We start from the raw sequence: 12,589 nt of genomic DNA on the forward strand, positions 1-12,589 counted from the left end.
GTGCTGACGCGATTCCTCCTCATCGGCAAAGTGCAGATCGGCCTCGCGATCATCGGTCTGTTCACCCTCACGGCGATTCTCGGACCATGGTTCAGCCGGAACGTGCTCGAGATGACCCCGCAGCAGGTCGACTACCTGCACCTCAACGGCGGTCCTCCGGATTCCACGCACTGGTTGGGTACGACCAGCCAGGGGCAGGACGTCCTGTCGTGGATGCTCTACGGCACCCGCACCTCCATGCTCGTCGGCTTCGCATCCGCCGTGATCGGCACCTTCCTCACCATCGTCATCGGGGCGTGGGCGGGGTTCGCCGGCGGTCTCATCGACCGATTCCTCAACGGCACGATCCTGGTATTCGGGAACTTCCCGACGTTCGCGCTGCTCTTCATCGTCGCGGCCGCGTTCCAGAACGCGAACTGGGTCCTGGTCTCGATCGTCATCGGCGGCATCGAGTGGGCCGGCGGCGCTCGTCAGATCCGAGCTCAGACGATGAGCCTGCGAGGGCGAGATTTCACGACCGCGCTCCGAACCGTCGGCGAGTCCCGCGCCCGGATCATCCTGGTCGAGGTCATGCCCCACCTGCTCGGCGTCATCTCCCCCATGTTCCTCGGCCTCATCGCCGCCGGTGTGAACCAGCAGGCCGCACTGGCCTTCTTGGGGATCGGCAACCCCTCGGAGCCCTCGTGGGGCCTGATGATCAACTGGGCCATGACGCAGAACGCGCTGTTCCGCGGCCTGTGGTGGTGGTTCATACCCCCGGGCCTCGCGCTGTGCCTCATCGGCTTCGCGACCACGATGGTCAATTTCGGTCTCGACGAGATCACGAACCCCACGTTGTCCAGCAAGCGGATGAAGCTCATGCGCATCTTCCTCCGGGACAAGGCACGACCAGCGTCACCGACGCGTCAGAAGGAGATGGCTACGCGATGACCCTCACCACCGTCCCGAAGAACCTCGAGACCGAATCCGAGATCATCGAACGACTCGAGAACTCCTCGACGCTGCTCGACGTGCGCGGCCTCTGCGTCGACTACGTCACCGAAGCCGGGAACATCCGCGCCTGCGACGACATCAACCTCACCCTCAAGCGGGGAGAGATCCTCGGCGTCGCCGGGGAATCGGCCAGCGGAAAGTCCACCCTGCTCAACGCGCTGGGCCGGTTGCAGCGGATGCCCGCGGCCACGAGCGCCGGGGAGATCCGGTTCCATCCGACCGATGGCACGGAGTCCCTCGACCTCGCCGCCCTCACCGAGGACGAGCTGAGGCCATACCGGTGGACGAAGATCTCCGTCGTCATGCAGTCGGCGATGGCGAGCCTGAACCCGGTGATCCGGCTCGGTGAGCAGTTCACCGACGTCATCCGCACACATGACCCACGGCTCACGCAGGAGCAGGCTCGAGATCAGGCGGCAGATCTGCTGACCATGGTCGGTATCAGCGCAGACCGCCTGACCGCGTTCCCGTTCCAGCTCTCCGGTGGTATGCAGCAACGGGCATTGATCGCCCTGTCGCTCGCCTGCGATCCGGACCTCGTCCTCATGGATGAGCCGACGACGGCAGTCGATGTCGTGATGCAGAGGCAGATCCTGGACCAGGTTCTCGCTGCGCAGGAACGGCTCGGCTTCGCCGTCGTGTTCGTGACCCATGACCTCTCGCTGCTCCTGGAGATCTCCGACCGCATCGCGATCATGTACGGCGGCAAGATCGTCGAGATCGGGACAGCGGCGAGGCTGCACGACAGCGCGAAGCACCCGTACACCCGCGCCCTGCGTCGGGCCTTTCCGCCCCTGTCCGAGCCGGTGCGTCGACTGTCCGGTATCTCAGGTTCCCCGCCTGATCTTCTGGACCTGCCCCCCGGATGCGCTTTTGCTCCGCGCTGTGAATCAGCCATGGCGATCTGCCACCAGCGCGTCCCCGAGCTCCGCGACGTCCCCGACGGCCGCAGTGCGTGCTTCCTCAGCAACGGCGAGCTCAGCGAATCCGAACTGACGCAACAGCTGCCCGCGACTTCGAACCCTGGCCCCAGCTCTCGCCCTGCGGAAGGAGGCGATCACCAGTGACCAGACCCGAACCCAGAGTTTCCGCGGGGACTGTTCCAGCGCAGGACGCTGATGGCAGGCTCGCGCTCGCGCCCGACCATGGAGAAGACGCCGTCCCGGTCCTGGAGGCCCGCGACGTCCACGTGCATTTCTCCGGCACGGACAGCGCCGGCCGGCCGGTGACGATCCGCGCGCTCGACGGAGTCGATCTCAAGCTCTTCCCCGGTCAGATCAGTGCCCTCGTCGGCGAGTCCGGTTCGGGGAAGACCACCATCGCGCGACTCTTCGCGCTGATCCACAAGCCCACTCACGGCGAGATCATGCATGACGGGAAGCCCATACGCGTACGAGGAGGCCGCGCCGAGCGTGCGTACTACCGCAAGGTGCAGTTGATCTACCAGGACCCCTTCGCCTCCCTGAACGGACTGAAGAAGGTCCGCACCATCGTCTCCCGAGTGGTGAAGATCCACTTCCCCCGACTGGGCCGGGTCAAGAACCGGGAGCGGACCGCGGAGCTGCTCGAGAAGGCGAATATGACGCCCTCGGCGCGCTACCTCGACCGCTACCCCACGGATCTGTCGGGTGGGCAGCGCCAGCGGATCGCGATCGCCCGCGCTCTCGCCGTCGATCCGGACGTGCTGCTGGCGGACGAACCGACCTCGATGCTCGATGCGTCGATTCGACTGGATGTCCTGAACCTGCTGGGCGACCTCCGCGAGTCCGAGAACATCGCGGTCCTGTACATCACCCACGACATCGCGAGCGCCCGGTATCTCTCCGACCAGATCCATGTCATGTACGGCGGGAAGATCATCGAGTCCGGGCCGACGGAGAGCATCATCTCCGCTCCCCTGCATCCGTACACGAAGCTCCTGCTCGGCGCAGCTCCCGACCCCGCACGGTTCAAGGGCTCCGGCACACCGACCCATGAGCCGATCACGGACTCCCGGCCCGTCGACAACTCCTCGGACATCCCAGGGTGCCGATTCGCGGACAGGTGCCCCGTGGCCATGCCGAAGTGCACCTCCGAAGCCCTCCCCCTGTTCCGCAGCACCCAGGATGCCCACACGGTGCAGTGCTGGCAGGCGGAGAACGCCGCTGAGTATGAGCGGCAGTCGTGACACCGATCCCGGAATCACACGGACACTGCAATGAAGGAGTAGCTCCATGACACACCGAATGTCCACCACCACGTTCACTCGTCGCTCTCTGCTCGGCCTGGGCGCTGCCGCACTCACCGCCACCTCCCTGGCCGCATGCGGCAGCGGAACAGGGAGCTCCGAGAGCGGTGCCTCGGACACCGGCGGCTCGGGCGCGCGATCCAGCGAAGGAACGATCGACAACGACGGCATCCTGCGCATCGGCGCCCTCGTCGCGACCTCGAACGTCTTCCCGGAGAACTTCAACGTCTTCGGCGGCGGCGAATCCGCCCCGGGCAACGCCCTGTTCTGGGAGACCCTCTTCCGGATCTCCTCGACCGACGGCTCAGCGCTGGTCCCCAACCTCGGCGAGGATGTCGAGTACACGGAAGGGGGCAAAGTTGCCACCTACACTCTGCGCGATGACGTGACCTGGAACGATGGCGAGAAGTTCACCTCGAAGGATGTCGCCTTCACCTACGGCTTCATCTACGAGGAGCCCGGAACCGAGCCCGACGCGGAAGGGAACCTGCCGTGGCTCGCCAAGGCCATCGAGACGCCCGACGAGCAGACCGTCGTCGTCACCTACAACGAGCCGCAGTACACACAGGACCTCCCCTTGTCGCTGTACTACCCGATCTACCCCGAGCACATCTACAAGGATCTCGACCGCCAGAACTACCTGGACAAGGACCCCGTGGGCACCGGCCCCGGCCGCCTGAAGAACTTCTCCGGACAGCAGATCGAGATCGAGATCCGCGACGACTACTGGGGTGAGGTGAGCCCGGATCTCGCAGAGGTGCACATCGTGCCCTCCGGCACCGCAGGCAATATCGAATCGCAGATCACCCAGGGTGAGGTCGACTGGTCCCAGGGCGGCGCCCCGGGCGTCGTCACCAACTTCGTGACCATGGAGGACCACAACGGGTACTACTACTACCCGGATGGTTCGACCCGGGGGATCATCATGGCAACGCACAAGGGACCCACGCAGGACCCGGCAGTACGTCGCGCGCTGCGCGCAGGCGCGGACATGGGGATCGTCGCCGAAGCGGCCGGGATCGCCTACACAGTCCCCTCGGTGAGCGGTCTCGATACCGGTATCTATGCGTCCATGCTGAAGGACGAGTACAAGAGCCCGATGACCCCGGATGTCGAAGCAGCCAAGAAGGAGCTCGCAGATGCCGGGTGGACCGTCAATGAGCAGGGGCATCTCGAGAAGGACGGACAGGAGTACCCCCTCAAGCTCGCCATCCAGAACGACAATCCCGCCGAGATGACGACGATGCCGATCGTGGTCGACCAGTGGTCCACGAATCTCGGACTGACCATCGAGTTCACGCCGCTCCCGCCCGACGTCTTCGGACCGGCGCAGGCCAAGGGTGACTACGAGCTGTCCCTGTGGACGACCAATGCTGCAGGCGGCGCGTTCCAGGCGTTCACCATGTACATGCATTCGAAGATCTACGAGATCGGCGACGAAGTCGCCGACGGCAACTATGGTCGCTGGCAGATGCCGGACGCCGCGCAGGAAGCGATCATGGCGATCACCCAGACCCCGCCGGACCAGGTCGATGCGATCATCGAGCATTGCCAGGTGCTGCAGCAGGCTGTCGCTGAGGACGCCCCGTACATCCCGGTGCAGTCCAACGGCGCAGGTGGCATGTTCTCGACGAAGAAATGGTCCGGCCTCGAGGAGGCGTCGGAGATCGACTACTTCCCGCGCGTCGACGGCTACAACAACGTGGTCCAGACGATCGCGCAGTTCACGCCCTCGACGTGAGGATGACGTGCGGGGCCACCCTGAGGTGGCCCCGCACTGATCCGTACCAGGTCAGCTGATGTGAGCCGGGCTGCCGTAGAGGGGCTCGGTGAAAGCGGACACCAGCTCGGACTGGTCCCCCTCCTGCAGCTGGTAGGTCACGAACGCACCGCAGCCCTCGGCCACCGTCCGTTCCGCCAGCTCCCGCACGTGGTCCGGCGTGGCCCCTCCTCCGGGGCCGAGGTCGACGGCCGCCGCACCGTACTGCGATCGCGGGAGACCCGGGACGTCGAAATCACGGAAACTTCCGTAGTAGGGGTTCCACGCGTAATCGACCATGTCTCCCACTCGCTTCCCGTCGTACTCCTGGTTCTCGGCGGAAGGGCCGATCACGTAGAAGGTGATCAGCGCGTTCGGGAGTCGCTGGCGCAACGACTGCACGAAGTACACGAAGGAGAACGCATTGGGCTGACCGGTGCCGTTGGCTCCGTACTCCACCCATTCGTCATCGAGGTCCACGCCATCGAGTCCGTAGCGACGCACGACCTTCGTCACCTGCTGGGCGAATTGATCTGCCGCGCGCTTGTCGGGGAAGTTGGCGAAGCCCGCCCCCTGATGATTCCCGAGCACAGAGAGCACCACCTTGATACCCATCTGCTGGAGCGGGCGGACATAGGTGTCGACGTTGTCCAGGACGTGCTGGACGTTCTCGTTGAGATGCAGGTACGCCTGCTCGCCGTCGTAGTTGATGTTCGCCGCGAAGATCACGGCGATGTCGAAGCCCGGGCCGCCGTCATCGAGCACGTAGTGGCCGACATTCAGGAGTGAATTGTCGTTGACTTCGATGTAGGCGACAGAGGCGATCCGGTCGCCCCGTCGCGTCGGATCCGCGGCGGCGGGCCCGGCGAGCACGCCCGCCCCGAGCCCTCCGGCAGCCAGGCCCCCGACACCTGTGAACAGTGTCCTGCGATTGATGAGTGTCATGCAGTGTCCTCCAGTACGGATCACGTCCGGGTGCTCCGGACGATCGGAGCAACGCTGCCCCGACCCTTCAGACCTTAGTTACTTAACCGCATTAGTGCCAGGGGTTGGCGTCGGTGAGGTGACGATGCAGGGCGGTCAACCCGAGCTCCGCCACACGACCGAGCAGGCCGATCACCCCCGTGGACCGTGAAGGACTTCCGAGCGGCGTCGAGGCTGAGGTCGATGTAGCGGCCGGAAGCGAGCCCGCTGTCGCGCGGCGATCCCACGTCCTGAGTCCCCACCGTCATCGGTGTCAGCTGCGTGGAGCGCGCAGGAAGGGGATCACCGGCAGGCGGACCTGCTTCCCCTGGGAGCACTTCACGGTGCCGACGATGGCGTAGATGAGCTGGAGGACACCGATGACGAGATACAGCCCCAGGACGGAGAAGACCACGACCTCCATCACGGGATGGAACATCATCCCGCCGGTCGGCGACGGGGCGCCGGTGAGGTACGCGATCGTCATGCTGACCGCCAGCAGCACCGGCCAGCACAGTTGGGTGAGCCCCCAGTTCGCGGCACGCACGCCGTTGACTGCGGCGAGGCCGCCGTGCTGGCGCTGGGCCAGCCCCACGATGAGCTGCACGATGCCGGCCACCAGCAGCCCGAGGAACGGCACCGGGATGTAGGCGAGAAAGCCCAGCGCCCAGGCCACGGTCCCGCGTTTCTCCGGCACGACCGGCGCCGGGCCCGGGACATCCGACGGTGCTGTGCTCACGCCCGCAGCACTCCCCCGACGGCGGTCTCGACCGCGGCGATGCAGCGTGCGCGGGCCGCGCCGATCTGCTCGGAGGTCAGCGTGGCCTCGGTCGAGCGCAGACGCACCGAGAAGGCCAGCGACTTCTTGCCCTCGCCGATCTGCTCACCGGTGAAGACGTCGAACAGATGCACGTCCTCGGCGAGGTCGCCGATGCCCACCACGATCGCGGCCTCGACGGCGCTCGCGGGCACGGACTCCTCGACCACGAAGGCGAAGTCCTCCTTGGCCAGCGGGTAGGTCGACACCGGGACGGCGGGCACGACGCTCGGGGCCGAGGCGATGAGGGCCTCGAGGTCGAGCTCGAGAGCGCTGGTGCGTGCCGGCAGGGCGAAGTCCTTGACGACCGCGGGGTGCAGCTCCCCGGCGTACCCGATGATCGCGCTGGTCCCGTCAGCGCTGGTGCTGCGCAGTTCACCGGCGCGGCCCGGATGGAAGGGGGCGCGCTCGGTCCGGCGCACCTCGAGGGTGGAGCCGACGGCTGCCGCGACCCGTCGGGCCAGGTCGAAGACGTCGGCCCATCCCCAGGGAGCGGGCTCGCCCTGCCAGGAGTCCGGGCCGGAGGGGCCGCCGACGACCGCGGCGAGCACTCGGGTCTGGATGGGCAGAGCAGCCAGGACTTCCTCGAGCTCGGCGTCGGTGGGCCGGCCTGCGGCCGACGGGATCGGAGAGCGGACGTCGGCTCCCCGGGAAAGGGAGGTGGCGCCGAGCTGGAAGATCGCCACCGACTCCTCGCCACGACCAAGATTGCGGCGCGCGACCGGCAGCAGGGACTGCAGCAGCTCGGTGCGCATCAGCGGTTCATCGTCGGCCAGCGGATTCAGCAGACGCACGGCGCCACGGCGCGCGTCGTCGGCCGAGTAGCGCAGCCGGTCGAAGATGCCCTCCCCGACGAACGGGGAGGAGGCGACCTCGGTGAGGCCCGCCTCGGCGAGCGCACGGTTCGCCGATCTCCGGGCGCGCTGGGCGACGGTGAGGCCACGTCCGCCGGGAGCGGTGGGCAGCACAGAGGGGATCGTGTCGTAACCCACCAGTCGGGCGATCTCCTCGACCAGGTCCTCACGGATGGTGAGGTCCGGGCGCCAGCTCGGCGGGGTGACCTCGAGCGTGTCGTCCGAACCGGTCCGGACGGTGCACCCGATCATCTCGAGGCTTCCACGCACCTGCTCGGGGGTGTAAGCGATACCGACCACCCGCTCGGCGTCTCCGAGGGGGAAGGTGACCGGGGCGGGCTCGGTGACCTCCCCCTCGTCGGTGACGCGGGAATCGATCTCGCCCCCGCCGAACCGGGCGATCAGTTCTGCTGCGCGGCGAGCGGCCACCAGCGGGAGATGCGGGTCCACGCCGCGCTCGAAGCGCTTGGACGCCTCCGACGGCAGCCGGTGGCGGCGCGCGGAGCGGGCCACGGTGATCGGCTGGAAGGTGGCGGCCTCGAGCACGATGCTCGTGGTGGTCTCGGAGACTTCGGTGGATTCCCCGCCCATCACGCCGGCGACGCCGAGCACGCGCGCACCGTCGCCGCCGTCGCTGTCGGTGATCAGCAGGTCTTCTACGTCGAGCGTGCGCGTGACGTCGTCGAGGGTGGTGAGCTTCTCGCCAGAGCGGGCGCGACGCACCACGATCGGTGCGACGACCTTCTGCGCGTCGTAGGCGTGCAGGGGCTGACCGAGGTCGAGCATGACGTAGTTGGTGACGTCTACGATCAAGGAGATCGGGCGCATCCCGGCCTGGGTGAGGCGGCGGGCCATCCAGCGCGGGGTCTGCGCGGTCGGGTCCACGCCATGCACCTCGAGGGCGACGAAGCGGGTGCAGCCCGCACCGCCACGGATCGGGGCATCGTCGCGCAGCTGCACGCCGATGCCGGCGCCGCTCGCGGAGGGCGTCTGCACGGTGGTGACCGGATCGGTGTAGGCGGCGCCGGTGGCGTGGGAGTACTCACGGGCGACTCCGCGCATCGAGAAGCAGTAGCCGCGGTCCGGGGTCACATTGATCTCGACGACCTCGTCGGCGAGCCCGAGCAGGGCGATCGCGTCGTCCCCGGGCTCGGCGCTCAGGCCCTCCGCGTGACCGCGACCGAGCACGATGATGCCGTCCTCGCCCGTGGGATCCGGGCCCAGGTCCAGTTCGTCGCCCGAGCAGATCATGCCGTCCGAGGTGTGCCCGTAGGTCTTGCGGGCGGCGATCGCGAAGTCGCCGGGCAGCACGGTGCCGGGCAGCGACACCACCACCAGATCGCCTGCGACGAAGTTGTGCGCGCCGCAGATGATCCCGCGGCTGGGGCGTTCCGTCCCCGGCTGGGGATCCTTGGGGTTGTCGGCGTCCTCGTTGTGCTCCGGGCCGACGTCCACGCGCACCCAGTTGATCGTCTTGCCGTTCTTCTGCGGCTCCTTGACGAGCTCCAGGACGCGGCCGACGACCAGCGGGCCGGTCACCTGCGCACCGTGGATCGACTCCTCCTCGAGGCCCACCCTCGCAAGGTCCGTCGCCACCTGCAGCGCCGAGGACCCCTCGGGCAGGGTCACGTGCTCGGCGAGCCAGGTCAGGGGAATGCGGGGCATCTCAGATCTCCGTACCGTAGTGCTGGGAGAAGCGGACGTCGCCCTCCACCATGTCGCGCATGTCCGAGACTCCGTTGCGGAGCATCAGGAGGCGCTCGATTCCGAGTCCGAAGGCGAAGCCCTGGTACTCCTCGGGGTCCACCCCTGCGGCACGCAGCACGCTGGGATGGACCATGCCGCAGCCGCCCATCTCGATCCAGCCGGTCCCGCCGCACACGCGGCAGTTCGGGTCCGCATCATGCTCGACGCCCAGGCGGGCGTCACAGTTGAAGCAGCGGAAGTCCATCTCCGCGCTGGGCTCGGTGAAGGGGAAGTGGTTGGGCCGCAGGCGCGTGATCGGCTGACCGCCGAAGAGGTGCGCCGCGAAGGCGTCCAGGGTGCCGACGAGGTTCGCCATGGTCAGGTCCTTGTCGATCGCGAGACCCTCGACCTGGTGGAACATCGGCGAATGCGTCGCATCGATCTCGTCCGCTCGGTACACGGTGCCCGGGCAGGCGATGTAGAGGGGCGCGCCCCGCTCGATCATCGCGCGGATCTGCACCGGTGAGGTCTGGGTCCGCAGGAGCATCCCGGAGTTCTCCGGAGCCACGTACAAGGTGTCCTGCAGGGATCGCGAGGGGTGCTCGGCATCTGCGTTCAGCGCATCGAAGTTCAACCACGCCGACTCGATCTCGGGCCCTTCGGCGATCTCCCACCCGATGCCGACGAAGAAGTCGTTGATGCGGTCCTGCAGGGTGGTCAGCGGATGCGTGGCACCACGGGAACGCAGGTCAGTGGGGAGGGTGACATCGACCGTCTCCGCCGCAAGCGCAGCCTCCTCCTCGGCGGCGGCGAGCTCGTTCTGGCGCGCGGCCAGCTCCTTCTGCACCCGGCCCTTGCCCTGCCCGATCAGCTTGCCGGCAGCGGCCTTCTGATCCTTGGGCAGATCCTTGATGGCGCGGTTCGCGGCGGTGAGCACGCTGTGGTCGCCGACGTGCTCGATGCGCACCTGCTTCAGGGCGGCGGTGTCGGGGGCAGCGGCGATCGCTGCGAGCGCGGCATCGATCGCGACGGTGATCGTCGCGTCGTCGATGACCGGCATGTCGGGGGTCGAGGATGACTCGGACACGGGTATCGCTTTCGTCCAGGGGCAGGAGGGCGTGGGCGCCGGAGCGCTGTCACCGCCGGCCATTCTATGAGTCGATGCATGGGGAGTTCTCCCCGGTGCGTGCTCCCCATTCCGTCGGGTGCCCGATCTCTCTAGAGTTGACACTACCGAGGAGCAGTCTCCCTCGACGGCACCGACTCGGGCCACACGGTCCCGGGGCTCCGGGACGCGTCACCAGGTCCCGGAGCTGCGGCGCCCGGTCGGTGCGAGCGATCAGCGCCCGTACCGGAATGCAGAACGACGATGGGGGATATCGGGCGTGACCTTTTATGGAGCAGATACGCAGACGCTGCGGCAGCACGCCGAGGGAACGCGCCGTGCTGCGCAGGATCTCGGCATCCACGGGCGGCAGATCCTCCAGGTGACCGCCTCGGTCTCCTGGGAAGGAGAGGACGCCGCTGGCTTCCGTGACCGCTGCGCCGCCGTGACCCGGCAGGTCGAGGAGACGGCGTCCCGGCTCTCCGCGTTCGGCCTGCTGCTTCAGCAGCAGGCTGACGAACAGGATCAGGCTTCGAGCACCTCGGGGGACGTCGGATCGCTGCTGGGGCTGCTGCGCGGAGGCCTGCTGGGGGACGTCTTCGGGATGCTGGGGGGATTGCGGCCGGGCGACGGGTCGGTGGCATCGGCCGGGGTCGGGTTCGGTGGCTTCGGCCTCGGAGGCTTCGGAGGCTTCGGAGGGGGCATGGGCGGTGGGCTGACGAACACGCTCGATGCCCCGATCGATCCGAGCACGTTCGAGCCCGAGACCTCGACGACGGCCCACGGGACCGCCAGCACCAAGACCGGGGACACCACGACGTCCACCACCGTCTCGGAAACGGATGACGGCACCGTCACCACGGGCTTCGAGGTCGAGAAGGAGCGCTCCGTCCTCAAAGTCGGCGACGACGCGGCCTCCTCCGAGGTCACCCTCACCCGAGCCGAGTCCGGGAGCAAGACGGTCCACCCCGACGGCACGATCACCTACACCTTCGGTGCCTCGGTCGGGATGAACGGCGAAACCCAGGGCGAGGTTCGCGGGGTCGAGGCGGGCGTCGAAGGAAGCGCCGAGGCCACCAGCGGTTATTCCGTGACGCTCCCACCCGGCTCCACGATCGACGACGCACTCGCCGTCAACCCTTTCGATCCGACCACGATCCCGCAGGGCGGTTCCGTCACCATCACCAACTCCCTCGCGGGAGAGGTCGGTGGGAGCCTCGGCTACAAGGACGTGGTCACAGGATCCGCCAGCCTCAGCGGCAGCGAGCAGTACGTGACCACCGTTGCGCACACCGAGGGCGGCACATTCACCGTCGACCAGGGCCCGGGCAGTGTTCGCGGCATCAATTACGGGTTGCAGATCGGCCCCGATCAGGCCAACGTCACGATCGAAGGCGGCTGGGGAACGAAGGAGACAGTCGTCTCCCACGCTGAGTTCGAGAACTCGGAGGCGGGGCGCGCCGGCTTCACCAGCATGGTCACGACGGGGAACATGCCCCCCGCCGGGGCGGAGGGCGTCGTCGACCAGTTCACGGACACCATCCGTTCCCAGACCGACTCCGGGGGCCTGTCCGTGGGTGGTGAAGGCGACGCCGGCGAATGGTCCGCCGGCGTTTCTCAGGAGTCGGCCACCGTCTATGACGTCACGCGCGAGTACGCGGACGGATCCTGGGTGCGCGAGGAGCGTGCCGGGGTCCATTCGCCGGGCGGATCGGGGGACGAACCATATGGCGTCCGCCATACATCCTCCGCCGGCGAGCCCGAGTACGAGCTGCGGTACACCGTGAAGGGCAGCGCCGCACCCACCTCCTTCCACGACAAGTACGACGTGCCGTGGAGCACCGAGGACCAGCAGATCCGCGTCTCCCTCACCCAAGCGGAGATGGATCAGATCATGGAGAACACCGGGGGCATCTACTCGAACGAGAACACCGGGGGCCTCTACGCGAACGAGCTGGAGGCTCTGAGGACCTACGCGGGGGAAGGTCCCGACGGAGCCAGGAGGATGGCCGCGGAGTACAGCGGGGTCCCGGTCACCCAAGGCGCCGAGACCCAGCCGGGCATCGCTCCGGGCGTCACGCTCGAGGAAGGAGAATCACCCGAGCCCGGGCAACGGGGCGCCTCCGGTGGCGGCACGTCGTCCGGCGGCACTGTGGCCATACCCTCCGCCCGGTGACGAGTCACG

At 67.6% G+C, this 12,589-nt stretch carries 9 protein-coding genes; 5 read left to right on the forward strand and 4 right to left on the reverse strand.

The genetic code is table 11. The annotated features are described in order from the left end of the window. The 4 genes from INT51_RS00060 to INT51_RS00075 are packed head-to-tail and all read left to right on the forward strand — an operon-like array spanning position 1 to position 4,961. Positions 1-930, forward strand: coding sequence for an ABC transporter permease (locus INT51_RS00060; protein ID WP_193103156.1), 930 nt, complete (start codon positions 1-3; stop codon positions 928-930). Continuing rightward, positions 927-2,060, forward strand: a complete 1,134-nt coding sequence (locus INT51_RS00065) for an ABC transporter ATP-binding protein (RefSeq protein ID WP_193103157.1) — start codon at positions 927-929, stop codon at positions 2,058-2,060. Before INT51_RS00060 ends, INT51_RS00065 begins: the two co-directional genes overlap by 4 nt. Then, positions 2,057-3,160, forward strand: a complete 1,104-nt coding sequence (locus INT51_RS00070; RefSeq protein ID WP_193103158.1) for an ABC transporter ATP-binding protein — start codon at positions 2,057-2,059, stop codon at positions 3,158-3,160. Before INT51_RS00065 ends, INT51_RS00070 begins: the two co-directional genes overlap by 4 nt. Positions 3,161-3,206: 46 nt before the next feature. Beyond that, a complete protein-coding gene (locus INT51_RS00075; RefSeq protein ID WP_226831787.1) occupies positions 3,207-4,961 on the forward strand; it encodes an ABC transporter substrate-binding protein in 1,755 nt (584 codons plus the stop codon). Between the two features lie 51 nt (positions 4,962-5,012). Here INT51_RS00075 and INT51_RS00080 read toward each other — a convergent pair whose 3' ends face one another. The 4 genes from INT51_RS00080 to pheS all read right to left on the reverse strand — a co-directional run bounded on the left by INT51_RS00080 (position 5,013) and on the right by pheS (position 10,359). After that, the gene (locus INT51_RS00080) at positions 5,013-5,924 is read right to left on the reverse strand and encodes an endo-beta-N-acetylglucosaminidase H (protein WP_193103159.1); all 912 of its coding nucleotides are present in this window, start codon (positions 5,922-5,924) and stop codon (positions 5,013-5,015) included. Between the two features lie 292 nt (positions 5,925-6,216). Continuing rightward, positions 6,217-6,681, reverse strand: a complete 465-nt coding sequence (locus INT51_RS00085; protein WP_193103160.1) for a DUF4870 domain-containing protein — start codon at positions 6,679-6,681, stop codon at positions 6,217-6,219. Further along, entirely contained in the window at positions 6,678-9,278 is a 2,601-nt protein-coding gene (pheT, locus tag INT51_RS00090; RefSeq protein ID WP_193103161.1) for a phenylalanine--tRNA ligase subunit beta, read from the reverse strand. Before pheT ends, INT51_RS00085 begins: the two co-directional genes overlap by 4 nt. Before the next feature lies 1 nt (position 9,279). Next, entirely contained in the window at positions 9,280-10,359 is a 1,080-nt protein-coding gene (pheS, locus tag INT51_RS00095; protein WP_226831821.1) for a phenylalanine--tRNA ligase subunit alpha, read from the reverse strand. Positions 10,360-10,684: 325 nt separating this feature from the next. Here pheS and INT51_RS00100 point away from each other — a divergent pair, with 325 nt between their 5' ends. After that, the gene (locus INT51_RS00100; RefSeq protein WP_193103163.1) at positions 10,685-12,580 is read left to right on the forward strand and encodes a hypothetical protein; all 1,896 of its coding nucleotides are present in this window, start codon (positions 10,685-10,687) and stop codon (positions 12,578-12,580) included. Positions 12,581-12,589: the final 9 nt, after the last annotated feature.

It is taken from the genome of Brachybacterium sp. FME24 (assembly GCF_014897705.1).
GTDB lineage: Bacteria > Actinomycetota > Actinomycetes > Actinomycetales > Dermabacteraceae > Brachybacterium.

Excerpts from the sequence above, each read along its gene's own strand:
- INT51_RS00065 (WP_193103157.1), top strand. The coding sequence starts at position 927 with ATGACCCTCACCACCGTCCCGAAGAACCTCGAGACCGAATCCGAGATC.
- INT51_RS00075 (WP_226831787.1), top strand. The coding sequence starts at position 3,207 with ATGACACACCGAATGTCCACCACCACGTTCACTCGTCGCTCTCTGCTC.
- INT51_RS00080 (WP_193103159.1), bottom strand. The coding sequence starts at position 5,924 with ATGACACTCATCAATCGCAGGACACTGTTCACAGGTGTCGGGGGCCTG.
- pheT (WP_193103161.1), bottom strand. The coding sequence starts at position 9,278 with ATGCCCCGCATTCCCCTGACCTGGCTCGCCGAGCACGTGACCCTGCCC.
- pheS (WP_226831821.1), bottom strand. The coding sequence starts at position 10,359 with ATGCCGGTCATCGACGACGCGACGATCACCGTCGCGATCGATGCCGCG.